This is a genomic window from Aequorivita echinoideorum, from assembly GCF_018476645.1.
GTDB lineage: Bacteria > Bacteroidota > Bacteroidia > Flavobacteriales > Flavobacteriaceae > Aequorivita > Aequorivita echinoideorum.
In genome coordinates this window covers 270,526-294,701 of sequence record NZ_JAHCTB010000002.1, presented here as the reverse complement: position 1 = coordinate 294,701, position 24,176 = coordinate 270,526, and the positions used below count along the sequence as shown (strand labels likewise).

The following is a 24,176-nucleotide window of genomic DNA, read 5'->3' as shown; positions in this document are numbered from 1 at the left end:
ATTTAGGGATGACTCTTGTATTTATAACTAACAATTGTTAGTTTTGAACTTTTAATCCGACTAAAATAACGTGGCAAAATTCCATAAAATAAAAGTAAAGGACGTCCATAAGGAGACGAGGGATACATCTGTAATAACCTTTGATGTTCCCAATGAACTGGCCGAAGATTTCAAATTTAGGCAGGGACAGCACCTCACTTTAAAGGCAGATATTGATGGCGAGGATACGCGCCGTAGCTATAGTCTATGCTCCAGTCCCGTGGATAAGGAATGGAAAGTAGCGGTAAAACTAATTCCCGGTGGAAAATTTTCAAACTTCGTAAACAAGAAGCTTCAGACGGGAGATGTCTTAGAAATTATGCAACCCAGCGGAGCTTTCGGTGTTGAAATTTCAGAAGAGCCCAAAACGTACGTTGCCTTTGCAGCTGGAAGTGGTATAACGCCCGTATTATCTATGATCAAGACACATTTGGCGTTGGAGCCAAATGCTAAATTCAAGTTATTCTACTTGAACCGTACGGTGAAATCCATTATATTTAAAGAAGAAATTGAACAACTTAGAAATCAGTACTTTGGAAGGTTTGAAATATTTTATTTCCTTACAAAGGAACAACGTGATATTGAGTTGCTCAACGGAAGATTTACATCTGAAAAACTTCGTGAAATTTTTGATAAAATTCTTGATGTTTCTGCAGTAAATGAAGTGTTCATCTGCGGACCCGAACAAATGATATTTCTTATAAGGGACGAATTATTGCTGGCAGGATTTCCAAAAGAGAATGTGCATTACGAACTTTTTGTTACGGGGCTTTCAGAAGAAGATAAAAAACGTGCCGAACGCTTGGCGCAACAAAAGGTTGATGGGGTAGAAGTAACCATTGTCGACGGCGGGAAAGAATTCCATTTTACCATGACAGAGGATTTTGACAATATTCTGGACGCAGCGCTCGCCGCCGGTGCAGATTTGCCTTTTGCCTGTAAGGGTGGCGTTTGTAGCACGTGCAAGTGCGAAGTCTTGGAAGGAAGCGTGGAAATGAAGATAAATTACGCGCTTGACGAGAAGGAGGTCTCGCAGAATTTGGTATTAAGTTGCCAAAGCGTGCCAACTTCAGAAAAAGTAAAAGTAGATTTTGATGTATAATAACTTAATCCCGCAAGATTTTTAAAACCTTGTAGGCTTAAATAAAATGATATTATGAGCGAAAGAGAAATAAAAAACCTAGAAGAAATTTTTGAAGCCCGCATAGCGCGCGATGAAAAAATAGAGCCAAAAGATTGGATGCCGGAAAAATACCGCCAGACCCATATCCGGCAAATGAGCCAGCACGCCCATTCTGAAATTATTGGGATGCTTCCCGAAGGAAATTGGATAACCCGCGCACCTTCTTTACGTAGAAAAGCCGCATTGCTAGCAAAAGTGCAGGATGAGGCAGGCCACGGATTGTATCTGTACTCTGCATGCGAGACTTTGGGCATTTCCCGTGATGAATTATATGAGCAATTACATTCAGGAAAGGCGAAATATTCTTCGATTTTTAATTACCCCACGATTACTTGGGCAGATATGGGCGCGATTGGTTGGTTGGTGGATGGCGCTGCAATTATCAACCAAGTGCCACTCTGCAATACTTCCTATGGGCCTTATGCCCGGGCGATGGTGCGCGTTTGTAAGGAAGAAAGTTTCCATCAGCGCCAAGGGTATGAAATTATGCTTACCCTTTGCCGGGGAACAGAGGAGCAAAAAGCAATGGCGCAGGATGCCCTGAACCGTTGGTGGTGGCCAAGTTTGATGATGTTGGGGCCTACAGATGATCAATCAGTCCACACGGAGCAATCCATGAAATGGAAACTGAAACGCAAAAGTAATGATGAGTTGCGTCAACAATTTATCGACCAAACAGCGCCACAGGCAGATGTTTTGGGAATCACCATTCCTGATCCCGATTTAAAATGGAACGAAGAAACTGGTCATTACGATTTTGGAGAAATTGACTGGGATGAATTCTGGCAGGTCGTAAAAGGCCACGGTCCTTGCAATAAAGAACGAATGAAAGCCCGTGTTGACGCTTGGGAAAACGGCGAATGGGTGCGCGATGCCGCAATGGCACACGCAGAAAAGAATGAGAAAAGAAAAATAGCAAAAGCAAGTTAAATAGATGTGAGACGTGAGATATTGGTAGTGAGAAATTGCGCTTTAAATCTTTTGTCTAACATCTCAAATCTAAAGTCTAATGTCTGATAAAAAAAACTGGCCCCTTTGGGAAATATTCGTTCGAAGCAAGAACGGACTGGAACACCGCCATTTTGGAAGTCTCCACGCGGCTGATGCTGAAATGGCAATGGAAAATGCCCGCGATGTGTATACCAGGAGAAATGAAGGCGTAAGTATATGGGTGGTAGAAAGTAAACACATCACCGCTTCAAATCCCTCAGAAAATGGTGAGATGTTTGAGCCTGCACAAGATAAAGTATACCGCCATCCCACTTTTTACGATTTGCCAGATGAGGTGAAGCATATGTAGTGGGAAATCGAAATCGAAATCGAAATTGAAAAATGAAAAGTTATAATTTAGATAGTCGTTTTGAAGATTTCGCAGCTTCCATTGTTGTAATTTTTATGCAACCACCCAAATCTTTTGCAGCCGATTATCTTGCTAAACAACTTATAAGGTCTGCTTGCTCCTCAGCACTAAATTTTGGAGAATTTGAAGGTGCGGGTTCAGATAGGGATAGGGCAAATAAATTAAGAATCACATTAAAAGAATTACGTGAATCGCTCAGGAACATAAATATTCAAATTAAGGCGGATCTGATTAAGATCAATGAAGTCAATTCGATAAAAAATGAAAATGAAGAACTTATTCGAATTGTTGTTTCACTTCTAAAAAAATATTGCTAATGTTTTCGATTTCGATTTAATTTTTGATTTCGATTTTAATAACCCCCAATGAAAAATAATTTATATAACTACATCCTAACAATCGCCGACAATTCCTTAATCCTTGCCCAGCGATTGGGAGAGCTTTGCGGCCACGGTCCAACTTTGGAAACCGACATTGCACTCACCAATATTTCTTTGGATTTATTGGGGCAAACGCGCAGTTATTATCAGTATGCCGCAAAAATTTCCGGGGAGAATAAAACTGAGGATGATATTGCCTTTTTACGAATTGAGCGGGAATACAAAAATTGTTTGCTCGTTGAGCAGCCCAATACACATTTCGGTTTCACCATTGCACGTCAGTATCTTTTTGATGTCTACCATCTTATGTTGATGGAAAAGTTGCAACAAAGTCCGGATGAAACACTGGCGGCCATCGCAAAAAAGGGAATCAAGGAAGTAAGTTATCACAAGCGTTTTTCCTCAGATTGGGTAAAGCGTTTGGGTGATGGGACGGTGGAAAGTAAAGAAAAAATGCAAGAAGCAATTGATGCCCTGTGGCGCTTTACGGACGAACTTTTTTTTATGACCGATGCTGAAAAGGAAATGGCGAAGGAGGGAATTGGCATAGATGTTTCAGAATTCAAATCAACTTATTACGAAGAAGTTTCCGAAGTTTTAAAAGAAGCTACACTCGCAGTTCCCGAAAGCAAGTATTTTACAAAAGGTGGAAAAGAAGGTATCCACAGCGAACATATGGGCTATTTGTTGGCCGACTTGCAGTACATGCAGCGCACGTATCCCAATATGCAATGGTAAAAAATTCTCCTACAAGTTTTCCAAAATCTTGTAGGTTTTATAATAAACGATGACAATTATAGAAAACCCAGAAATACAAGCAAATTTAATCCCAATTCTGAAAACCGTTTCAGACCCAGAAATCCCTGTGCTTTCTGTTTTGGATCTTGGTGTAATTCGCGAAGCGGTTGAGAAAAATGGAATCGTTCACATAAAATTGACGCCTACCTATTCTGGATGTCCGGCTATGGATGTAATTGGCGACGATTTAAAGACGGCTTTTTCAGAAATAGGAAAAAAAACGGAAGTAAAACTGGTGCTTTCCCCAGCGTGGAGCACAGACTGGATTTCAGAGGAGGGTTTAAAGAAAATGGAGAAATACGGCATTGCGCGTCCGCTCTCGGAATCGCACGATAAAGACGTTTTGCTTGGTAATAAAAAAATGGTAAAATGCCCACAATGCGGCAGTACAAATACCCATTTGGTAAGCCAATTCGGTTCCACGGCGTGCAAAGCTTTGTTCAAATGCGACGACTGCCAGGAACCGTTTGATTACTTTAAATGTTTAAAATAAATAATGAAAAGCATAACCACACAAATAGAAAATAAAGTTGCAACCTTAACGCTTAACCGCCCCGAGGTTTTCAACAGTTTTAACCGTGAAATGGCACTGTTGCTCCAAAATGAATTGGACGAGTGCGAAAAAAATCCTGAAGTTAGGGCAATTATTATCACGGGTAGCGGAAAAGCTTTCTGCGCCGGGCAGGATTTAAAGGAAGTAACAACTCCAGAACTGAACCCGGGCTTCAAAAAAATTCTTGAGGAACATTACAACCCAATCATTTCGCGCATTCGAAAGATTGAAAAACCAGTAATTGCTGCCGTTAATGGCGTTGCTGCTGGAGCGGGCGCAAACATTGCATTGGCTTGTGATGTGGTAATCGCTTCTGAGAATGCCAGTTTTATTCAGGCTTTCAGTAAAATAGGTTTGGTGCCGGACAGTGCAGGGACTTTCTTTTTGCCTCGGTTGATCGGTTTTCAAAAAGCATCGGCATTGATGATGCTGGGCGATAAAGTTTCAGCTGATGAAGCCGAAAAACTTGGAATGGTGTATAAAGTGGTTGCTTCAGAAAATTTTATGGAGGAAGTGAATAACATCGCAAACACGTTGGCGAATATGCCCACAAAAGCGTTGGGATTGACCAAGCGTTTACTGAATAATTCAATGCAGCATTCTTTGGAAGAACAATTGGATTTGGAAAGCAAACTGCAAATAGAATCCGCACAGAGCGAGGATTATGCCGAAGGCGTTGATGCGTTTGTAAACAAAAGAAAACCGGAATTTAAAGGAAGATAATTAACGATTAACGATTTTTGATTGCTGATTTCAGAATTAAAAAAGGCAGGAATGTTACCTAACCAGCTTGAAGATAGACTGATAAAGTTTGCTGTAGATGTGTTATTAATGTGTAAGCACTTTGATGGTTCATTTGCTTCAGAGCATTTAACCAAACAGCTAATCCGCTCGACTACTTCTGTGGCTTTAAATTATGGGGAAGCCAGAAGTGCAGAATCATCGAGAGATTTTCTGCATAAAATGAAACTTTCTTTAAAAGAATTGAGAAAGTCATTCGTTAATATGAAAATTCAAAAAGGCGCGAATTTGATAACCAATATTCAAATGATAGATAAGCTACTCATCGAAAATAATGAATTAATCTCAATTTTTGTAGCTAGTATAAAAACGGCATCACAAAAAAATAATATTCAATAACTTGGAAAATCAAAAATCAAAAATCGTTAATCAACAATCGTTAATCAAATTTGTGGGAATTATAGGTGCAGGAACAATGGGAAGCGGCATTGCACAAGTTGCCGCCACCGCTGGATGTGCTGTAAAATTATACGATACCAAAACTGAAGCTTTGGAAAAAGCCAAAGCCGATTTGGAAAAAATAATGGATCGTTTGGTTGAAAAAGGAAAACTTGATTCAAATGAAAAAGAGCGTATTCAAAATAATATAAAATATGTCAATTCATTAAAAGAACTGAAAGATTCCCATTTAACAATCGAAGCCATTGTAGAAAATCTGGATATCAAAAAAAATGTGTTTTCAACACTTGAAAAATTTGTGAATGAGGACTGTATTATCGCTTCAAACACTTCATCCTTATCTATCGCCTCAATAGCTTCATCCTTAAAAAAACCGGACCGTTGTATCGGAATCCATTTCTTCAATCCCGCGCCATTGATGCAGTTGGTTGAGGTTATTCCTTCAATCCAAACTTCCGAAGAAACGTTAAAAACTTCCGTAGAAACAATTAAAAACTGGGGAAAAACCGTGGCCGTTGCAAAAGACACACCCGGATTTATTGTAAACCGCGTCGCCCGCCCATTTTATGGCGAAGCGCTTCGGATTTATGAGGAAGGAATTGCTTCATTTTCTGAAATTGATGCGGCAATAAGAGAAATGGGCGGTTTTAGAATGGGCCCTTTTGAATTGATGGATTTTATTGGAAACGATGTAAATTATACCGTAACCGAAACCGTTTTTGAAGCCTTTTATTACGACCCCCGTTACAAACCTTCGTTCACCCAAAAACGTTTTGCCGAAGCAGGCTATTTGGGAAAAAAAACCGGAAAGGGGTATTATAATTATTCAACCAATGGAAGTCAGCCTGATCTTGTCGAAGGCAATGTTGATTCAGAAAAAAGTAAAATTATTTTCGAAAGAATCCTTGTAATGCTCATCAACGAAGCTGCCGACGCCCTTTTTTGGAACATCGCCTCCGCAGCGGATATTGACAGTGCAATGACCAAGGGCGTGAATTATCCAAAAGGATTGTTGGCCTGGGCAGATGAGAAAGGAATCGATTGGTGTGTTGCCAAAATGGACGAACTCTATAATGAATATCACGAAGACCGCTATCGGTGTTCGCCACTATTACGGAAAATGAATCGAGAAGATTTGAGGTTTGGGGTGTGAGATGTGAGCAATGAGGGTTGAATTTTAAGAAACACATTTTATGGAATCAAAATATCATTTTAGATTTGAAGATTTACAAGTGTATCAAAAGGCGATAGAGTTTGGAGAATATGTAAATGCGTTGATTAAAAAATTTCCGAGAGAGGAACGTTTCGAATTAACCTCCCAATTCAAAAGAGAATCAGATTCTATTGCACTAAATATCGCCGAAGGTTCTTCGGGTACAGATAAGCAATTTTATGATTATTTGGGAAACGCTTGGCACAGTGCCGAAGAATGTGTGGCTTGCAGCACAAAAGCAAGATTGAGAAATTACATAAAGTTTGATGAAGATGAAGAAATTAGAAAAGTCATAACCGAACTTTCCAAAATGATCACAAGTTTAAGAAATACAATTGCCAAAAGGCTTAAATAAATAAAATTATGTCCTCCTCATCCCTCATTCCCCACAGCCTCATCCCTAAAAAGATGCTCAGTCAGGATGCTTTCAGTTCTTGGTTGGGCATCGAAATACTGGAAGTTGAAAAGGGCCGGTGCAAAGTCGCAATGACCATTCGCAAAGAAATGCTGAACAGCATGAACAAAGCCCACGGTGGGATAAGCTACAGTTTGGCAGATACTGCTTTTGGTTTTGCCGCAAATACGCACGGGAAATACGCGGTTTCCATTGAAACTTCAATCAACCATATTGAAGCCTTAGATGAAGGTGATTATCTTACAGCGGAATCAGTCATTGAAAAAGTTGGGAATAAGCTGGGATTTAACATTGTGGAAGTAAAAAGAGGCGAAGAATTGGTAGCTTTGTTTAAAGGTGTGGTCTATAGAACCTCAAAAGATTGGGAATAATGGAAACGAAGCTATTTTATTTCGATTTTAATTTTATTCAATTTTAAAAATAACAATTAACAACTAACTACTAATGAAATTATGAAATGGCAAGGCAGAAGACAGAGCGGTAACCTCGATGACCGCCGTGGAATGGGCGGAAAAGGCAAATTGGCCGCAGGTGGCGGAATTGTCGTGGTTATCATCGTAATGGCTCTCAATTTTTTTGGAGGTGATACGGGAAAGCAATTGGCCCCAATTGTTGAACAATTGGGTGGGAGCCAAACACAACAGACCGAACAACGCGAACTTACAACACAAGAAAAGGAAATCGGTGATTTCATGGCTACCGTCTTGGCAGATACCGAAGATGTTTGGAATCAAATTTTTGCCAGCAATAATCTTGGGAATTACAAAGAGCCTACAATGGTGCTTTTTACAGATGCCGTAAGCACAGGCTGTGGAAATGCAACAGCGGCCTCCGGACCATTTTATTGTCCGGCAGACCAGCAGGTATATATGGATTTGGCCTTTTTTGACGAATTGAAAACTAGATTTGGCGCAAAAGGTGGCGATTTTGCAATGGCGTATGTGACCGCCCACGAAATTGGCCATCACATCCAAACGCTGTTGGGCACATCGCAAAAAGTACGACAATTACAGCAAAGGACTGGCAAAGCTGAAGCAAACCAACTTTCAGTCGCGTTGGAACTTCAGGCCGATTTTTACGCTGGGGTTTGGGCGCATTACAACCAGAAATATTTGGAAGAAGGCGATATCGATGAAGCCCTGAGTGCCGCCAATGCAGTGGGCGATGATGCTATTCAAAAAAGAATGCAGGGCCACGTGGTGCCAGATTCCTTTACCCACGGAACTTCCGAGCAACGAAAAACCTGGTTTATGAAAGGGTATAAAACGGGAGATATTAAACAGGGAGATACCTTTTCGGAAATAGTTAGATAGTTTGGTAGTCGAGTAGTGGATTGGTTTTGGGCTTTTCCTTTAAAATATAAAATAAAGTGATGATGAGTAATGTGCATTTTAAGTTTGAAGAATTGAAAATTTATGATAAGGCGCTTGCTTTTGGCGAAAAAATCAATTCTCAAATCCAAAATTTTCCAAAAGAAGAAATGTATCGACTCTCATCTCAATTTATTCGTGCGGCAGACTCAATTGCGCTCAACATTGCTGAAGGTTCAGCGGCATCGCCTGCCAATTTCAACCGTTATCTGCAAATGGCTTGGGACAGTGGACACGAATGTGTTGTTTGCAGTACTAAAGCATTTTTGAGAGGTTTTATTTCTGAAGAAATAAATGAAGAAAATAGACAAGCAATCGCAGAACTCAATAAGATGATAACATCCTATAAAAATTTTCTAAAGAAGAAAATAACTAACAAACCACAAAACTAAAATACTACGATACTTAAAATGAACGCATACATAATCGACGGAATACGAACGCCAATAGGCAGTTATCAAGGAACGCTAAGTGCTGTGCGTACCGATGATCTCGCTGCTTTGGTAATTGCTGAAATAGTAAAACGAAACCCAAATATCCCAAAAGAAGCGTATGACGATGTTATTTTGGGTTGCGCAAACCAAGCGGGTGAAGACAACCGGAATGTGGCGCGAATGGCTGCGTTGTTGGCAGGTTTGCCAGTAACCGTTCCCGGCGAAACGGTGAACCGACTTTGCAGCAGCGGCCTTTCGGCAATCATTCACGCAAATCGGGCGATAAAGGCTGGCGATGGCGATCTGTTTATTACGGGCGGTGTCGAGAATATGACGCGCGGGCCTTACGTTATCGCAAAACCTTCTTCCGCTTTCGGGACCGATGCCAAAATGTACGATTCCAGTTTTGGGTGGCGATTCGTAAATCCAAAAATGGCCGAAATGTACGGCACGGATGGGATGGGAAATACGGCCGAAAATTTAGTGGAAAAGCACAACATTTCCCGTGAGGATCAAGATGCGTTTGCTTATCATTCACAGATGAAAGCCGCAAAAGCGCAACAAAATGGACGTTTGGCAAAGGAAATAGTTCCGGTGGAAATTCCGCAGCGAAAAAAAGATCCCATAATTTTTGCAGAAGATGAATTTATCCGCCCTGAAACCACGAAAGAAGTTTTGGCAAAATTGCGCCCTGCTTTCAAAAAAGATGGAAGCGTAACCGCAGGCAATTCTTCGGGATTGAATGATGGCGCAGCGGCAACGATTATCGCTTCGGAAGATGCCGTAAAAAAATATGATTTGAAACCGATTGCAAGAATTGTTTCTTCAGCAGTAGTTGGCGTAGAACCGCGCATTATGGGCATTGGTCCCGTTGAAGCTTCCAACAAAGCACTTGCAAAAGCAGGGTTAAAAATGGAAGCTATGGATGTAATCGAATTGAACGAAGCCTTTGCTTCGCAAGCTTTGGCGTGCATACGCGAATGGGGATTGAAAGATAACGATCCACGAATCAATCCCAATGGGGGTTCCATCGCAATCGGCCATCCGCTTGGTGTTACCGGAACTCGAATTGCTTATTCCGCTGCTTTGGAATTGCGACTTCAAAAGAAAAAATATGCGCTCATCACAATGTGTGTGGGCGTTGGGCAAGGGTATGCAGCAATTATTGAAAATGTGAATCTATAAGTATGCAAAAAACACAACACTATATATTAGGAAATTGGGCTGAAGGAAAGGGCGAAGGCTCGCCAATCCTCGATTCGGTTACGGGCGAACATTTCACAAATGTAACCACGGAAGGACTTGATATCCCTGAAATCCTGCAATACGGTCGTGACAAGGGCGAAACGCTTCGGAAAATGACGTTTCAAGAGCGCGGATTGATGTTGAAAAAACTCGCGTTACATCTTACCAAAAAGAAACAACAATTCTACGAAATTAGCTACCGAACCGGCGCCACAAAAATTGACAGTTGGATCGATATTGAAGGTGGTTTCGGTAATTTGTTTGCCAATGCCTCGCTTCGGAAATTATTTCCGAATCAGCCGTATCACGTAGAGGGCGACCCCATCGACCTCTCCCGTGGCGGGCGTTTTATGGCGCACCACATTATGGTACCGCGTGAAGGTATCGCCGTTCACATAAATGCTTTTAACTTTCCCGTTTGGGGAATGCTCGAAAAATGCGCCGTAAACTGGATGGCGGGAATGCCGGCCGTGGTTTTGCCGGCACCGCAAACAGCGTATTTGGCCGAAGCGGTTGTAAAGGAAATTATCGCTTCGGGAATCTTGCCTGAGGGTTCGTTGCAACTCATTTCCGGGACGGCAAAAAATATACTTGATACCGTGGAAAGTCAAGATGTGGTTACGTTTACAGGTTCTGCGAGCACCGGAAAAATTCTGAAAAAGCATCCTCGGTTGATTGAGGAATCGGTTCCCTTTACAATGGAAGCCGATAGCTTGAACGCTTCCATTTTAGGTGAAGACGCCGTTCCCGGAACACCGGAATTCGTTCTTTTCATAAAAGAAGTTCGCAATGAAATGATCGTAAAATGCGGTCAAAAATGTACCGCCATCCGACGAATTATCGTTCCCGAAAAATTGGTTGAAGACGTACAGATTGCCCTCGGAAAACAATTGGAAAAAGTCACCATCGGGGATCCCAGGTTGAAAGAAGTGCGAATGGGAGCGCTGGTTTCCGATGCACAGCGCAATTCCGTAAAAGAACAGATTCAAAAAATAACCCAAACCGCAAAAATCGTTTACGGCGATTTTGAAGATTTCGAAGTGCTGGGTGCCGATTCAAAAAAAGGCGCGTATTTAAAACCTATTTTGCTTCGCGAAGACAATCCGTTGCAAAACGAAGCCGCACACATTACCGAGGCTTTTGGGCCCGTGAGCACGCTTATGCCTTATAAAACTTTAGAAGATGCTATCAAACTTTCCAAAATGGGGAAAGGTTCGTTGGTGAGTTCAATCGTTACCAATGACGACAAAATTGCGAAGGAATACACGGTTTCCGCAGCAACGCACCACGGAAGAATTTTAGTTTTAAATCGCGAAAGCGCCAAACAGAGTACAGGTCACGGTTCGCCATTGCCCACTTTGATTCACGGCGGCCCTGGTCGCGCGGGCGGTGGCGAGGAAATGGGTGGCGTGCGCGGCGTGAAGCACTATTTGCAACGTTGCGCTATTCAAGGTTCACCTTCAACACTCACTGAAATCACAGGAATCTATCAGCCAAAAGCCGATTATAAAGAGGCTGAAAAGCATCCGTTTGCGTATCATTGGGAAGATATCGAGCCGGGAATGTCTATCAAAACGCACAACCGAACGATTACCGATACCGATATCATCAATTTTGCCAACCTTACTTGGGATCATTTTTACGCGCATACCGATATCACTTCGCTCGACGGAAGTATTTTTGAAAAGCGTACGGCGCACGGTTATTTCATCTTGGCCGCCGCCGCCGGACTTTTCGTCTATCCAAACAAAGGCCCGGTCGCCGCGAATTACGGTTTGGAGGAGTGTAGATTTTTGCGTCCCATTTATCACAACGATACAGTATATGTGCGGTTAACGTGCAAACAAAAAATTGACCGCGAGCAAAAAGGAACCGAATTGCCCTCGGGAATCGTAAAATGGTATGTTGAGGTTTTTGATGCGAATATTGATGAAAATTCTTCCGAAGAAGAAAAGCAGGGAGAATTGCTAGCCGTCGCGACGATTTTGACGATGGTACAAAAAAAGCAGACGGTTTTTGCGGAAATGACTTCGGAAGCTATTCAGAAGTATTTGAATAAACTTTCCGTAGAATCAAAACCAAATTGGGGCACGATGACGCCACAGCAAATGGTGGAACATTTGGAATATACGTATCGAATTGCTTCGGGAGAGATTCAGGATTTTAAAATTGCAACCCCTTCAGAATATCTGGAAAAAACGCATTCCACTTTATATAATTATAGAAAAATGCCACGGGAATATGATTTTCCGCTAGCAAAAGAATCAAATATCACCGAAACAAAACACCCCAATTTGGAAACCGCAAAGGCCAAACTTTTGGAAGCGAGAAATGAATATTTAAACTATTTCAAACAAAACCCCGATGCCAAAACCAAAAATGTGGTTTTTGGCGAATTGAACAAATTTGAATGGTATCTTTTGGAACGAAAACATTTGAACCATCATTTTGAGCAATTTAATTTGATAGACTAATTGAGCCAAGAACCAAGAATCAGGACAAATATGTCTTGGCTCGTGGTTCTTGATTCTTGAATAAAAAATTATGAATGAAGCATACGTAAAACAAGAGATAAATAACAACATTGCGACCATTGAATTTTTCCATCCGGCGCATAACAGCCTACCGGGAGATTTGCTGGCAAAACTCGCAAGTACAATCACCGAAGCTGGAAATAATGATGAAGTAAAAGTTATTGTTTTGAAAAGCGGCGGTGATAGAACTTTCTGTGCCGGTGCGAGTTTTAACGAATTAATCAATATTAATGACGCCGAAACCGGAAAGGTTTTTTTCAGCGGATTTGCAAACGTGATTAACGCCATGCGCAAATGCCCAAAATTCATCATTGGAAGAATTCAAGGGAAAACTGTTGGCGGTGGCGTTGGTGTTGCTTCGGCGACTGATTATTGTATGGCAACCAAATTCGCGGCTATTAAATTAAGCGAGTTGAATGTGGGAATCGGTCCGTTTGTAGTTGGGCCCGCTGTGGAACGAAAACTCGGTCTGAGCGCAATGAGTCAAATTGCCATTGATGCCAATTCCTTTTACGACGCTGAATGGGCACGACAAAAAGGATTGTACAATCAAGTGTTTGATTCGTTGGAAGAATTGGACGAAGCTGTTCAAAAATTTGCTGAAAACCTTTGCAATTACAATCCGGAGGCAATGAAAGAAATGAAGAAAGTATTTTGGAGCGGCACTGAAGATTGGGATGAGCTTTTGGCGGAAAGAGCTGTGATTTCAGGGAGGTTGGTGCTTTCAGAATTTACAAAGGAGAAACTAAAAAGTTTTGGTTAGGATGAAAAGATAAAAGGATTAAAAGACAAAAGGACTGAAGTAATATGTCGTTAAAGCATAATTTTAGAAAATTGGCTATTTGGCAGGAAGCAAGAAAGATTGTTAGTGAAACTTATTTGATAACTTCAAAATTTCCAAAATCTGAAATTTACGGACTTTCAAATCAGTTGCAACGGTGCGCAGTTTCAATTGCCTCCAATATTGCAGAAGGTTCGGCAAGGAATTCCGATAGGCATTTTGTTCAATATTTGGAAACAGCTTTGGGATCGACTTTTGAGTGGGAAACACAGTTGATCTGTGCTAACGATCTAAAATATATTGATGATTTGGCATTTGATAGAAATCTGCAGACAATACAAAAATTGCAAGCTATGATATCAAATTTTAAAAAGACACTAAACTAAATCTCTTTTAATCCTTTTTGTCGATTTATCTTTTTATCCTATAATTTAATAGAATGATTTACAGTTTCAAAGGCCACATCCCCATAATCCACGAAAGCAGTTTTGTGCATCAACTCGCTGCTGTTACTGGAAATGTTATTATTGGTAAAAACTGTTATATCGGTCCGGGTGCGGCAATTCGCGGTGACTGGGGCGAGATTATTTTGGAAGATGGCGTGAATGTGCAGGAAAACTGTACCATCCATATGTTTCCCGGTAAAAGTATTGTGCTTAAAGAAAGCGCACACGTAGGGCACGGTGCAATCATTCACGGAGCGAATTTGGGCAAAAATTGCTTGATTGGGATGAACAGCGTGATTATGGACGATGCCGAAATTGGCGATGAATGCATTGTTGGCGCCATGAGCTTTGTAAAAGCTGAAGAGAAATTTCCAAAACGGAAATTAATTGTTGGCAATCCGGCAAAAGCAATAAAGGATATTTCAGATGAAATGATTGCTTGGAAAACCGCCGGAACGAGATTATACCAACAATTGCCTGCGGATTGTCACGAGAGTTTACGGGAAGTGGAACCGTTACGGGAAATTCCAAAGAACAGAGCTGTACAGGAAGATTTTTATAAAACTTTGGAAGAATTTAGAGCCAAGAACAAAGAATAGAGACAAATATGTCAAAAAATAATTTAGATAAATTGGACGAGATTCCCGCCTCTGCGGGAACTGCGTTCAAAATGCCCAAAATGGGCGAAAGCATAACAGAAGGAACGATTATCAATTGGCTGGTAAATGAAGGCGATTCCTTTGAGGAAGGCGATATTTTACTGGAGGTTGCAACAGATAAAGTGGATAATGAAGTACCTGCGCCCGCATCAGGTAAAATGATTGCGCATACATTTAAGGCAAAAGACGTTGTTCCCGTTGGGGAAACTATTGCTATTTTGGAGCTTTCTGAAAATGCAAAAACCGAGAAAAAAGTTTCTAAATCCCCCGCAGTTACCCAAGAAAAATCAAAAGGGAAAATTTCAAGTTCAACTTCAAATTTAAGTCAAAGAGTGGCTCCCCTTCCTTCGGGAGGGGCTGGGGGTGGGCGTTTTATTTCGCCTTTGGTTGACACTATTGCTCGTAAACATCACATTTCATACGAAGAACTTGCCAGAATTCCCGGAACAGGAAAAGATGAGCGCTTGCGAAAAAGTGATGTTATAAATTACCTTGAAAAGGGCCGACCGTTTCAGTTTGCCCAAGCCGTTCCCGAAGTTTCGGGATTTCAGATTCCCGATTTGAAATTCGATAAAGGAAAGGGCAAAATCGTGGAAATGGACCGGATGCGCCAAATGATTGCCGACCATATGGTTTTCAGTGCCAGCACAGCGCCACACGTAACGGCTTATGTGGAGGCAGACCTGACCGAAATGGTGAACTGGCGCAACAAAAACAAAGATGCTTTTCAGAAGAAATACAACGAAAAACTAACGTTTACACCACTGTTTATTGAATGTGTGGCGAAGGCAATTCAGGATTTCCCGATGATAAATTCCACTTTGGATGGGACCAATATCATTGTAAAAGACGAAATAAATATAGGGATGGCAACGGCGCTTCCTTCGGGAAATCTCATAGTTCCCGTTGTTAAAAATGCTGATAAAAAGAATTTAAAGGAATTGGCCGAAACCACAAACGAACTCGTAGGAAAAGCCCGCGACAACAAGTTGAAAGGTGACCATACCAAAGGAAGTACGTTTACAATAAGCAATGTGGGAACTTTCGGAAGCTTGATGGGAACGCCAATAATCAACCAACCCGAAGCCGCAATTTTGGCAACGGGAATCATAAAAAAACGTGCCGAAGTAATCGAAAGAAAAGAAGGCGATACCATAGAAATCCGGCAAATGATGTACCTCTCACTTTCCTTTGACCACAGAATTGTGGATGGCTATTTGGCGGGTTCATTCTTGAGAAGAATTGCCGATTATATGGAAAAGTTTGATATTAAGAGGAGTTTTTAGTTTTTAATTCTGAGTTTTTTGTTATGAAAACAAGTTTGATTAAGGACAAAAGTTTTGAATTTGCACTTTCAATTATTCAACTTTACAAAACTTTACAGCAAAATAAGGAATTTATAATTTCAAAACAATTGCTTAGAAGTGGCACCGGCATTGGAGCAAATGTTTCTGAAGCTTTGGCTGGGGAAAGTAGGGCAGATTTTTTACATAAGATGGCGATTGCCAGTAAAGAAGCTCGAGAAACAATTTATTGGTTAGAGTTGCTTGATAAAAGTAATTTGGTTAATAATAATTATCAGAAGCATATTGAAGATTGTATGTCAATTGTTAAAATACTTACCGCAATTGTTCACACGACAAAATCTAACTTAAAATCCAAAACTTAAAATTAAAAACTTTATTTTGACGAATAAACTTTCAAAAAACACACTTTCGTTTGCCTTCAAAAATCTAGTCACGGCCAAGTCGATGACCGAGATTTATGAGGAAAATTTTAAAACGGTTTCAAAATACGTACACGCTACCTCGCGCGGACACGAAGTGATCCAAACCGCTTTAGGGATGCAACTTTTGACACAGGATTATGTGTATCCGTATTATCGTGATGATTCTATTTTGCTAGCCATTGGGATGAAACCTTATGAGTTGATGCTTCAGGTTTTGGCGAAAAAGGACGATCCCTTTTCGGGCGGAAGAACGTATTATTCGCACCCAAGTTTAAAGGATGATGATAAACCGAAAATCCCACATCAAAGTTCAGCCACGGGAATGCAGGCCATCCCCGCAACGGGAGCTGCGATGGGATTTTGGTATAAAGAATCGATGAATTCGGAATTCGGAATTGAGAATTCAGAATTTCCAATCGTGGTTTGCTCTTTGGGCGACGCGTCCGTTACCGAAGGTGAAATTGCCGAAGCATTCCAAATGGCAGCGTTAAAGCAATTGCCTATTTTGTATTTGGTGCAGGATAATGGTTGGGATATTTCAGCAAATGCTGCGGAAACCCGGGCACAGAATGCTTTTGAATATGCAAAAGGGTTTCACGGTTTGGAAGCCATTTCAATCGACGGGACCGATTTTGAGGAAAGTTATAATACCATTCAAAATGTAATTTCAAAAATCAGAACCGAAAGAAGGCCGTTTTTGGTGCATGCGAAAGTCCCGCTTTTGAATCACCATACTTCGGGTGTGCGGATGGAATTTTATCGCGACGATTTGGAGGAAGCGCAAAGTCGTGATCCCTATCCAAAGTTGAAGAAATTGCTGATTGATAATGGTTTTTCTGAAAAGGAACTTTCTGAAATTGAAACCGAAATCAAAATCGAGGTAAAAAAAGCTTTGGAAAAAGCCTTAAAAGCCGAAGATCCAAAACCCGAGGATTTATTCACACACGATTTCGCGCCAACGGAAATTACCGAAGAAGTGGGAGAAAGAAGTCCGAAAGGCGGTGAAAAAGTGGTAATGGTTGATTGTGCGCTTTTTGCCATTGAGGAATTGATGGCTAAACACAACGAATGCCTGCTTTACGGTCAGGATGTGGGTGGACGCCTTGGCGGTGTTTTCCGCGAAGCCGCAACATTGGCCCAGAAATTTGGCGACAATCGTGTTTTTAACACACCCATCCAGGAAGCATTTATTGTGGGAAGTACGGCAGGAATGAGCGCTGTTGGACTCAAACCGATAGTTGAGGTTCAATTTGCAGATTATATTTGGCCGGGCCTTAACCAACTTTTCACCGAAGTTTCCCGAAGCTGTTATCTTTCAAACGGGAAATGGCCCGTTTCAATGATTTTACGTGTGCCAATTGGTGCTTACGGCAGCGGTGGGCCGTACCATTCCTCTTCCGTGGAAAGCGTGGTAACCAACATTCGCGGACTTAAAATTGCGTATCCCAGTAACGGAGCCGATTTGAAAGGTTTGCTGAAAGCGGCCTATTACGACCCAAACCCGGTAGTAATTTTTGAGCACAAAGGGCTTTATTGGAGCAAAGTGAAAGGAACCAAAGGTGCAACTTCGCTGATGCCTGCGGAAGATTATGTCTTACCTTTTGGAAAAGCGTGGGTTTTGCAGGAAATCTGGAAGCAGGAAGAGGAAGAAACACTTTCAATAATTACTTATGGGATGGGCGTACATTGGGCCATGAACGCTTCCGAGGAGCTAGGGATGCAGAATAAAATCGAGGTTGTCGATCTTCGGACGTTGCATCCTTTGGATTATGAAACCGTTTTCAAAAGTGTCAAAAAATGTGGAAAATGTTTGGTGGTGACCGAAGAACCTTCGGAAAATAGTTTCAGCAGAGCGCTTCAAGGTAGAATTCAAGAGGAATGTTTTCAGCAGTTGGATGCGCCGGTGATGCTCATTGGTTCTGAAAATATGCCGGCAATTCCGCTCAATTCGGTGCTTGAAGAAACGATGATTCCTTCCACCGAAAAAGTGAAGCAAAAGATTTTGGAAGTTCTTTCCTATTAGAAAATTTCAGCTACATTTTTTCAAAAGTGGGGTAGATGGCATTGTAAAAGCTCTCGGGATTGGTTTCTTTTGAGTAGAGCAAAACACCATTGCATATTTGCTTCATATTAACTTCAAATGCAATTCCCTTTGAGGTTTTGTAAAGAATGTAATGCTTGCCGTTATCTGTGAATTTCCCTGCGGGATCGAGCCTGTAATATCTTTTTAGCTCATCGATTGAAGATGAAACTCCCAAGTTGTCTTCGGTTTTAAAATCATTTGAAAGCGAGCGTATGGCTTTTACTCGGCTGAAATCCTCCACACCCATCTGGGTGTTAGTGTAGATGGTAAGCAGGTTTTTTCCATGCTTCCAAGTATTCACCGCTTTTCCCATCCCAGCGTTGCTAATGTCGGGTTTTCCCAAACTATCCAAAATGGGATTAAAATTTTGGTCCAAAACAATGTTGCCCAATCTTTTCCCAGGAACTATAAATGTTTGTGGAGTTTTTTCGGGTTTTGGGGATGCGACTTGCTGCAATTGATTTTCTTCTGAAGAAACGTTATCGGTTTTTTCATAGTTATTACAGCCAGCAAAGGATAACGCAAGAATAACTAGTAATAAAAATTTCATTGGTAATTTTTTTCAAATTAATATAAAAAAACCCACGAATGTGGGCTTTTCAATTAATTATTTTCCATCATTCCCGGAGGATATTCAGCTAAAATTTTTGCGACTATTTCTTTTATTCGGGCTTCCTTCTTTTCCATATCTGCTGTAACAAGATTGGCAGTGCCTATTCCCTGCCAGACCAGATTGTTAGTCTTGGCATCAATTAAATCAATGTAAAGCGTTCCTTCAGTAGATCGGGATACAGTATTTCCGCCGTAAAATCCGCCACCGTACCACCATGGATTCCAACCCCAGCCAAAACCGAAATTGTTATTGTAGACATCCACTCGCTCTCTTTCTTTGGTAAAAATGCTTACTAAAATAGTGGGGGATTCAGATTTTGTAAAACCTTTCATCGTCAAATTTTCCTCAATAGCACGCAAAATTCTTTTTTTGTCAAGATCGCTGATTTCAGCTTTATCAATTCCTGGTCTAAAAAACGCAAAAGAATTATATTGGTTGAAATTCACTTCCTTATCGTAGTCCGTTGCTACGCGAACGGTTGTACAGGATGCAAACACAAAAAGGAATAATAGTGGTAAAAATTTAAATATTTTCATAGCAGTATTGTTTAAATTTAAGCAACAGATTTTTTTAATTAAATGTAAAAAATTTTATTCAAAAAGTGAATCGTCTACCAAATTGGGAAGCGTCACTTTTAAGTTTGGATTATCCTGCATCGCCCTTTTAATTGCGAAAATTGCTTCATCATTTCTAGCCCAACTCCGGCGTGCGATACCATTATTTACATCCCAAAAAAGCATGCTTTCCAAACGGCGTTGCGCGTCTATACTACCATCAAGAACCATGCCGAAGCCACCATTAATAACTTCGCCCCAGCCCACGCCACCGCCATTGTGAATGCTTACCCAAGTGGCGCCGCGGAAACTATCGCCAATCACGTTTTGAATAGCCATATCTGCCGTAAATCTGCTTCCATCGTATATATTTGAAGTCTCGCGATAGGGTGAATCTGTTCCGCTAACATCGTGGTGGTCCCTTCCCAAAATAACTGTCCCTATTTTTCCTTCTGAAATAGCTTTATTGAAAGCCGAAGCAATTCTAATTCTTCCCTCAGCATCTGCGTAAAGAATTCTTGCTTGGCTGCCTACAACCAATTTATTTTCCTGTGCACCTTTAATCCACGTAATGTTATCCTGCATTTGCTGCTGAATTTCCTTTGGTGAATTTTTCATTAATTCTTCCAATACTTCGCAAGCCATTTCGTCCGTTTTCTGAAGATCCTCCGCTTTTCCGGAAGCGCACACCCACCGGAACGGTCCAAAACCATAATCGAAGCACATAGGGCCCATAATATCCTGCACATAGGAAGGGTAGGCCCATCCCCCAGCCCCTTCTTCGAGGGAAGAGGAGCTTGCCATTTTTCCATTTTGGTCTTTATAAACATCAGCACCCGCGCGGGAGGCTTCAAGCAAAAACGCATTTCCATAATCAAAAAAATAAGTGCCTTTTGAAGTATGCTTGTTTATAGCGTCCACGTGTCTTCGCAAGCTTTTTTGAACCTCATCCTTAAATTTCTCAGGATTTGTTGCCATCATTTCATTAGCTTCCCCATACGTTAATCCCACAGGGTAATAGCCGCCCGCCCAAGGATTGTGCAGTGAAGTTTGATCGCTTCCCAAATCAATTTTAATGTTTTCCTCATCAAATTTTTCCCAGACTTCAACAATATTTCCATTGAATGCGATGGAAACCGTTTCTTTTTTTGAAACAGCATCTTTAACCCTTTTCGAAAGCAAATCCAAATCTGATATTATTTCGTCCACCCAACCTTGACTGTGTCTTGTTTTGGTAGCTTTTTCATTTACCTCGGCACAGACGGTCACGCACCCGGCAATATTTCCAGCTTTTGGCTGTGCGCCGCTCATTCCGCCAAGTCCGGAGGTTACGAATAAGCCACCTTTTGGTTCTTTTTTAATTTTTCTGAAACCATTCAAAACCGTAATTGTGGTCCCGTGCACGATTCCCTGAGGGCCAATGTACATATAGCTTCCCGCCGTCATTTGGCCGTATTGCGTTACGCCAAGAGCGTTGAATTTTTCCCAATCGTCCTGTTTTGAATAATTTGGAATCATCATTCCGTTGGTAACTACTACTCGCGGCGCATCTTTATGTGAGGGGAAGAGCCCAAGCGGATGCCCTGAATTCATAACAAGCGTCTGTTCATCGTTCATTTCAGAAAGATATTTCATTGCCAAAAGATACTGTGCCCAATTTTGAAATACCGCTCCATTTCCACCGTAGGTAATCAACTCGTGCGGGTGTTGCGCTACCGCGTAATCCAAATTATTTTGAATCATCAACATGATAGCCTTTGCCTGCTCACATTCACCCGGATATTCCTCGATAGGCCGGGCGTAGATTTTATAATCTGGACGAAATCTGTACATATAGATTCTTCCGTATTTATCAAGCTCTTCCGAAAATTCCGGCAAAAGTTCAGCGTGATGTTTGGCATCAAAATAACGGAGTGCGTTGCGCAATGCAAGCTGTTTTTCCTCTTTTGAAAGAATATCTTTTCTTTTGGGAGCGTGGTTTATTTGCGCGTCGTACGGTTTTTTATTCGGAAGTTTTTCGGGAATTCCTTGCTTTATTGCTTCTTTAAAAGTCATTTTCTTTATAATATTTATTGGTGTTTTCCAGTCTTTTTATTGAAGCCATAGGGACAATGCCTGCAACCGCTTTCGCAACAATACCCGCGTTTTAAGTGGTATTGTTCGGTAAAACATTTGTATCCTTCTGGCGTGAGGTAGTAATCACCTTCCTCAATTTCAATTTTTTTCTTTGGAAAAAGCATATCACAAAAATACGGAATTCGATACTGTGAAGCGACCGCACCGTAATTCCTTTTTTATATTGTACTTTGTAATTGGTTTTTTTTGAATTGATATGATTTTAGTGAACCGTTTTTTGCTTCGGAAGAAATTTATCGGCATCACACTTTGGCCATTTATAATTGTGCGCCACCGAAGTTTATGTGAGGACAAAACATTTTTGAACCACGAAAGGATACACTTGCGGCAGCAGGCTGAAATGCTCGTACTATTTTTCTATATCTGGTACGGGTTGGAATTTTTATACAGATGCTTTCAATATGGAAATAGGTATTTGGGATACAGAAATATTTCCTTTGAAAGGGAAGCATACCAAAGTGAAAAAGACCTCAATTATTTGGGAAAGAGGCCTTTTTTTGGTTTTTTGAAGTATTTGTAATTTATTCGATTGTAAGTTGATTCGCCTGAATGACACCTGAATTTCCATCGGGATTGGCTCCCCAAGAAAAATTGAAATATTCTCCGCCGGCATTTTCGTAATACCAAAATTCAATTTTATGTTTCCCTTTTGCAAGATTTACCGTAGAAGAGTTTGTATCACCCACGCCATCTACCCAAACATTGTGGATAAGGGAGCCATCAATATATATTCGTGCACCATCGTCACATAATTCTGTGAATGTGAAATCTCCAGTATTCCTTACCTCATATGTTCCCACAATTTTTACGACAAATCCGTCATTATTGGATGGTTTCATGGCAGCAACGTTGTTAAGAGCCCCTGTGTAAAATCCTGAACGGTTTATTTTTGTTTCTCTCTCAATAGTATTGAGATTAGGAGATACTGTAGGTGTGATATTGTAAGAATAAAATTGAACACCTCGATTGATGGGCTCTTCTATAATTAATCCTGTTGCTGTTACTGCCAAGTCTGAAGTTTTTGTTCCCGTCTTTGTGCCGCTGCCATAACCTGCTATGGTTATATTTCTATTTGGGGCAACCTGTAAAGCCTGGCCATTTACTGAATTAATATTCAAATTAAAATTTGCGGTGTTGACCGTTCTATTGTTTGTTAGTGTGCCGTCTGAATTATAAAGATTATTTCCATCCCCAGCATTAATTTTGTTCCATCTATTATTGATCCAGTAGTAAAATCCAGGTATTACATTGTTTGGGGCAGTACCTGCGGTAGCAGTATTAAATATTAATAAGCCATTGGCAGGATTGGTAACAGGAGTCGCTGTAGTTGCTGATGACAACGCTACTCTATTGATTAATAAACCTCGGTTATTGGCTCCAAGATCTAAAGAAGCACTGCCGTTGGGAGCAATATTGCTTATTCCCACAGAGCCAGTAGCTGCAATGTTTATATCATCAACTCCAGTTGGAAATCCAGTTGGAGAATCATTTTGAACACCTATTTCCAATAAACTATTTTCTACACCCGTTCCATTTCCTGATCCGTTATCATCGTAATTTATGTAAGCGTAGTCACTGCCGGCATTGGATCGACTTCTAAATACTATTGAAGATGCGCCACCATCATTTCCATGTTCCAAAAGAATTGTTCCGTTATTTGCAGATGCAGGAACACCCACAGCTTCGTAGATATGAAGGGAAGCGGCAGGATTACTTCTGTTAATCCCCACACGACCATTTGTATATATGTTATCTGAAATATCATCTGGCGCGACCGTTGTATTTGCTTCAAACCAGTCTTTAATTGAATTGTTATATAAATCGGTCGCCAAAATTTGCTGTACCGAACCACTATTATTTACTGTTAAATAGCGCAAAGGATTTGAATTGGTATTGAATGTCGGAGTGCCGTAAGCCTGAAGATCCAAGCTCCCGTTTGAATTAAATCGAAATCCCGGGTTTGAACCATTTCGTATATTCAGAGCTCTGGTATTCAAATCCAGCATTCTATCTTGATTTAAACTACCATTGGCATCATATATATTTTTATCAATTCCTGATTGCAGTGCAACCCAGGAAGTTCCATTCCAATAGTGAAATCCTTTGCCCGTTGTTGTATTTGTGTTATAGACCAAAAGACTTTCATCAATGGTAGCCGTGGTAATGGGTGCTCTATTGTTTAAATTCGGAATATTGACCCGCGGAATAAGTATGCCTTTATTGTTGTTGCCATCACGTACATCCAGTAATGATGATTCTGCAGGATCTGTATTTCCTATACCTACTTGGGAAAATAGGGGCGCGGCAAATAAGAATACAAGTGGGAGGAGTATTGTTTTTTTCATAGATTTGGGGAGCTAAAAAACAGTAATCTGAAATTTGTTAAATGAAATAGTTACGACAAACCTAATACTTTGGTTCTATTAATAAAAAAAATTAACTCATTTCAAA

Annotated in this window: 27 protein-coding genes; 22 read left to right on the top strand and 5 right to left on the bottom strand. The window is 40.9% G+C overall.

Going from position 1 to position 24,176, the window contains the following annotated elements; translation table 11 throughout:
• The first annotated feature begins 70 nt into the window (after window positions 1–70).
• The 21 genes from KIV10_RS05070 (at window position 71) to KIV10_RS04970 (ending at window position 18,362) form a co-directional block, all read left to right on the top strand.
• Complete coding sequence (locus KIV10_RS05070; protein WP_214112401.1) at window positions 71–1,141, top strand: 2Fe-2S iron-sulfur cluster-binding protein; 1,071 nt, start codon at window positions 71–73, stop codon at window positions 1,139–1,141.
• Window positions 1,142–1,195: 54 nt separating this feature from the next.
• Entirely contained in the window at window positions 1,196–2,152 is a 957-nt protein-coding gene (gene paaA, locus KIV10_RS05065; protein ID WP_214112400.1) for a 1,2-phenylacetyl-CoA epoxidase subunit PaaA, read from the top strand.
• 79 nt (window positions 2,153–2,231) lie between these two features.
• A complete protein-coding gene (gene paaB / locus KIV10_RS05060) occupies window positions 2,232–2,522 on the top strand; it encodes a 1,2-phenylacetyl-CoA epoxidase subunit PaaB (protein WP_214112399.1) in 291 nt (96 codons plus the stop codon).
• Between the two features lie 32 nt (window positions 2,523–2,554).
• Window positions 2,555–2,899: a four helix bundle protein gene (locus KIV10_RS05055; protein ID WP_214112398.1), complete on the top strand. Its 345-nt coding sequence runs from the start codon at window positions 2,555–2,557 to the stop codon at window positions 2,897–2,899.
• A 48-nt stretch (window positions 2,900–2,947) separates the two neighbouring features.
• Complete coding sequence (gene paaC / locus KIV10_RS05050; RefSeq protein ID WP_214112397.1) at window positions 2,948–3,700, top strand: 1,2-phenylacetyl-CoA epoxidase subunit PaaC; 753 nt, start codon at window positions 2,948–2,950, stop codon at window positions 3,698–3,700.
• A gap of 49 nt (window positions 3,701–3,749) precedes the next feature.
• The gene (paaD, locus tag KIV10_RS05045) at window positions 3,750–4,253 is read left to right on the top strand and encodes a 1,2-phenylacetyl-CoA epoxidase subunit PaaD (RefSeq protein WP_214112396.1); all 504 of its coding nucleotides are present in this window, start codon (window positions 3,750–3,752) and stop codon (window positions 4,251–4,253) included.
• Between the two features lie 3 nt (window positions 4,254–4,256).
• Complete coding sequence (locus KIV10_RS05040) at window positions 4,257–5,036, top strand: enoyl-CoA hydratase-related protein (protein ID WP_214112395.1); 780 nt, start codon at window positions 4,257–4,259, stop codon at window positions 5,034–5,036.
• A gap of 21 nt (window positions 5,037–5,057) precedes the next feature.
• Window positions 5,058–5,453, top strand: coding sequence for a four helix bundle protein (locus KIV10_RS05035; protein ID WP_246516196.1), 396 nt, complete (start codon window positions 5,058–5,060; stop codon window positions 5,451–5,453).
• A 76-nt stretch (window positions 5,454–5,529) separates the two neighbouring features.
• Entirely contained in the window at window positions 5,530–6,666 is a 1,137-nt protein-coding gene (locus tag KIV10_RS05030) for a 3-hydroxyacyl-CoA dehydrogenase NAD-binding domain-containing protein (RefSeq protein WP_246516224.1), read from the top strand.
• A gap of 40 nt (window positions 6,667–6,706) precedes the next feature.
• A complete protein-coding gene (locus tag KIV10_RS05025) occupies window positions 6,707–7,081 on the top strand; it encodes a four helix bundle protein (RefSeq protein ID WP_214112393.1) in 375 nt (124 codons plus the stop codon).
• Window positions 7,082–7,089: 8 nt separating this feature from the next.
• Window positions 7,090–7,512, top strand: coding sequence for a PaaI family thioesterase (locus KIV10_RS05020; RefSeq protein ID WP_214112392.1), 423 nt, complete (start codon window positions 7,090–7,092; stop codon window positions 7,510–7,512).
• 81 nt (window positions 7,513–7,593) lie between these two features.
• Complete coding sequence (gene ypfJ, locus KIV10_RS05015; protein WP_214112391.1) at window positions 7,594–8,454, top strand: KPN_02809 family neutral zinc metallopeptidase; 861 nt, start codon at window positions 7,594–7,596, stop codon at window positions 8,452–8,454.
• Between the two features lie 62 nt (window positions 8,455–8,516).
• A complete protein-coding gene (locus KIV10_RS05010; RefSeq protein WP_317194703.1) occupies window positions 8,517–8,903 on the top strand; it encodes a four helix bundle protein in 387 nt (128 codons plus the stop codon).
• Window positions 8,904–8,921: 18 nt separating this feature from the next.
• Window positions 8,922–10,130, top strand: a complete 1,209-nt coding sequence (pcaF, locus tag KIV10_RS05005; RefSeq protein ID WP_214112390.1) for a 3-oxoadipyl-CoA thiolase — start codon at window positions 8,922–8,924, stop codon at window positions 10,128–10,130.
• 2 nt (window positions 10,131–10,132) lie between these two features.
• Window positions 10,133–12,664, top strand: a complete 2,532-nt coding sequence (gene paaZ / locus KIV10_RS05000) for a phenylacetic acid degradation bifunctional protein PaaZ (RefSeq protein ID WP_214112389.1) — start codon at window positions 10,133–10,135, stop codon at window positions 12,662–12,664.
• A gap of 70 nt (window positions 12,665–12,734) precedes the next feature.
• Window positions 12,735–13,487: an enoyl-CoA hydratase/isomerase family protein gene (locus KIV10_RS04995; RefSeq protein WP_214112388.1), complete on the top strand. Its 753-nt coding sequence runs from the start codon at window positions 12,735–12,737 to the stop codon at window positions 13,485–13,487.
• A 44-nt stretch (window positions 13,488–13,531) separates the two neighbouring features.
• Entirely contained in the window at window positions 13,532–13,891 is a 360-nt protein-coding gene (locus KIV10_RS04990; RefSeq protein WP_214112387.1) for a four helix bundle protein, read from the top strand.
• A gap of 53 nt (window positions 13,892–13,944) precedes the next feature.
• Window positions 13,945–14,550, top strand: coding sequence for an acyltransferase (locus tag KIV10_RS04985; RefSeq protein WP_214112386.1), 606 nt, complete (start codon window positions 13,945–13,947; stop codon window positions 14,548–14,550).
• Between the two features lie 71 nt (window positions 14,551–14,621).
• Entirely contained in the window at window positions 14,622–15,896 is a 1,275-nt protein-coding gene (locus tag KIV10_RS04980) for a dihydrolipoamide acetyltransferase family protein (RefSeq protein ID WP_214112758.1), read from the top strand.
• Between the two features lie 23 nt (window positions 15,897–15,919).
• Window positions 15,920–16,279 carry a four helix bundle protein gene (locus KIV10_RS04975; protein WP_214112385.1) on the top strand — a complete coding sequence of 120 codons (360 nt, stop codon included), beginning with the start codon at window positions 15,920–15,922 and terminating at the stop codon, window positions 16,277–16,279.
• A gap of 82 nt (window positions 16,280–16,361) precedes the next feature.
• Complete coding sequence (locus KIV10_RS04970) at window positions 16,362–18,362, top strand: alpha-ketoacid dehydrogenase subunit alpha/beta (RefSeq protein ID WP_214112757.1); 2,001 nt, start codon at window positions 16,362–16,364, stop codon at window positions 18,360–18,362.
• A 10-nt stretch (window positions 18,363–18,372) separates the two neighbouring features.
• Here the strand turns inward: KIV10_RS04970 and KIV10_RS04965 are convergent, their stop codons facing one another.
• From KIV10_RS04965 to KIV10_RS04950, 4 genes are read right to left on the bottom strand one after another with little or no spacing between them, the layout of a single operon-like run.
• Complete coding sequence (locus KIV10_RS04965; protein ID WP_214112384.1) at window positions 18,373–18,972, bottom strand: hypothetical protein; 600 nt, start codon at window positions 18,970–18,972, stop codon at window positions 18,373–18,375.
• Between the two features lie 53 nt (window positions 18,973–19,025).
• Complete coding sequence (locus tag KIV10_RS04960) at window positions 19,026–19,571, bottom strand: DUF4136 domain-containing protein (RefSeq protein WP_214112383.1); 546 nt, start codon at window positions 19,569–19,571, stop codon at window positions 19,026–19,028.
• 54 nt (window positions 19,572–19,625) lie between these two features.
• On the bottom strand, window positions 19,626–21,644 hold the full coding sequence (locus KIV10_RS04955; RefSeq protein ID WP_214112382.1) for a urocanate hydratase: 2,019 nt from the start codon (window positions 21,642–21,644) through the stop codon (window positions 19,626–19,628).
• Window positions 21,645–21,658: 14 nt separating this feature from the next.
• Window positions 21,659–21,829: a DUF5522 domain-containing protein gene (locus tag KIV10_RS04950; protein WP_214112381.1), complete on the bottom strand. Its 171-nt coding sequence runs from the start codon at window positions 21,827–21,829 to the stop codon at window positions 21,659–21,661.
• A gap of 92 nt (window positions 21,830–21,921) precedes the next feature.
• Here KIV10_RS04950 and KIV10_RS04945 point away from each other — a divergent pair, with 92 nt between their 5' ends.
• Window positions 21,922–22,245 carry a hypothetical protein gene (locus tag KIV10_RS04945; protein ID WP_214112380.1) on the top strand — a complete coding sequence of 108 codons (324 nt, stop codon included), beginning with the start codon at window positions 21,922–21,924 and terminating at the stop codon, window positions 22,243–22,245.
• Between the two features lies 1 nt (window position 22,246).
• Here the strand turns inward: KIV10_RS04945 and KIV10_RS04940 are convergent, their stop codons facing one another.
• On the bottom strand, window positions 22,247–24,070 hold the full coding sequence (locus tag KIV10_RS04940; RefSeq protein ID WP_214112379.1) for a PA14 domain-containing protein: 1,824 nt from the start codon (window positions 24,068–24,070) through the stop codon (window positions 22,247–22,249).
• Between the last annotated feature and the right edge of the window lie 106 nt (window positions 24,071–24,176).

Excerpts from the sequence above, each read along its gene's own strand:
- KIV10_RS05020 (WP_214112392.1), top strand. The coding sequence starts at position 7,090 with ATGTCCTCCTCATCCCTCATTCCCCACAGCCTCATCCCTAAAAAGATG.
- KIV10_RS04980 (WP_214112758.1), top strand. The coding sequence starts at position 14,622 with ATGCCCAAAATGGGCGAAAGCATAACAGAAGGAACGATTATCAATTGG.
- KIV10_RS04975 (WP_214112385.1), top strand. The coding sequence starts at position 15,920 with ATGAAAACAAGTTTGATTAAGGACAAAAGTTTTGAATTTGCACTTTCA.
- KIV10_RS05010 (WP_317194703.1), top strand. The coding sequence starts at position 8,517 with ATGAGTAATGTGCATTTTAAGTTTGAAGAATTGAAAATTTATGATAAG.
- KIV10_RS04960 (WP_214112383.1), bottom strand. The coding sequence starts at position 19,571 with ATGAAAATATTTAAATTTTTACCACTATTATTCCTTTTTGTGTTTGCA.
- KIV10_RS05030 (WP_246516224.1), top strand. The coding sequence starts at position 5,530 with ATGGGAAGCGGCATTGCACAAGTTGCCGCCACCGCTGGATGTGCTGTA.
- ypfJ (WP_214112391.1), top strand. The coding sequence starts at position 7,594 with ATGAAATGGCAAGGCAGAAGACAGAGCGGTAACCTCGATGACCGCCGT.
- paaA (WP_214112400.1), top strand. The coding sequence starts at position 1,196 with ATGAGCGAAAGAGAAATAAAAAACCTAGAAGAAATTTTTGAAGCCCGC.
- pcaF (WP_214112390.1), top strand. The coding sequence starts at position 8,922 with ATGAACGCATACATAATCGACGGAATACGAACGCCAATAGGCAGTTAT.
- KIV10_RS04950 (WP_214112381.1), bottom strand. The coding sequence starts at position 21,829 with ATGCTTTTTCCAAAGAAAAAAATTGAAATTGAGGAAGGTGATTACTAC.
- KIV10_RS05040 (WP_214112395.1), top strand. The coding sequence starts at position 4,257 with ATGAAAAGCATAACCACACAAATAGAAAATAAAGTTGCAACCTTAACG.
- KIV10_RS04990 (WP_214112387.1), top strand. The coding sequence starts at position 13,532 with ATGTCGTTAAAGCATAATTTTAGAAAATTGGCTATTTGGCAGGAAGCA.
- paaZ (WP_214112389.1), top strand. The coding sequence starts at position 10,133 with ATGCAAAAAACACAACACTATATATTAGGAAATTGGGCTGAAGGAAAG.
- KIV10_RS04985 (WP_214112386.1), top strand. The coding sequence starts at position 13,945 with ATGATTTACAGTTTCAAAGGCCACATCCCCATAATCCACGAAAGCAGT.
- KIV10_RS04955 (WP_214112382.1), bottom strand. The coding sequence starts at position 21,644 with ATGACTTTTAAAGAAGCAATAAAGCAAGGAATTCCCGAAAAACTTCCG.
- paaB (WP_214112399.1), top strand. The coding sequence starts at position 2,232 with ATGTCTGATAAAAAAAACTGGCCCCTTTGGGAAATATTCGTTCGAAGC.
- KIV10_RS04970 (WP_214112757.1), top strand. The coding sequence starts at position 16,362 with ATGACCGAGATTTATGAGGAAAATTTTAAAACGGTTTCAAAATACGTA.
- KIV10_RS05055 (WP_214112398.1), top strand. The coding sequence starts at position 2,555 with ATGAAAAGTTATAATTTAGATAGTCGTTTTGAAGATTTCGCAGCTTCC.
- paaC (WP_214112397.1), top strand. The coding sequence starts at position 2,948 with ATGAAAAATAATTTATATAACTACATCCTAACAATCGCCGACAATTCC.
- KIV10_RS04995 (WP_214112388.1), top strand. The coding sequence starts at position 12,735 with ATGAATGAAGCATACGTAAAACAAGAGATAAATAACAACATTGCGACC.
- paaD (WP_214112396.1), top strand. The coding sequence starts at position 3,750 with ATGACAATTATAGAAAACCCAGAAATACAAGCAAATTTAATCCCAATT.
- KIV10_RS04965 (WP_214112384.1), bottom strand. The coding sequence starts at position 18,972 with ATGAAATTTTTATTACTAGTTATTCTTGCGTTATCCTTTGCTGGCTGT.
- KIV10_RS04945 (WP_214112380.1), top strand. The coding sequence starts at position 21,922 with ATGATTTTAGTGAACCGTTTTTTGCTTCGGAAGAAATTTATCGGCATC.
- KIV10_RS05025 (WP_214112393.1), top strand. The coding sequence starts at position 6,707 with ATGGAATCAAAATATCATTTTAGATTTGAAGATTTACAAGTGTATCAA.
- KIV10_RS04940 (WP_214112379.1), bottom strand. The coding sequence starts at position 24,070 with ATGAAAAAAACAATACTCCTCCCACTTGTATTCTTATTTGCCGCGCCC.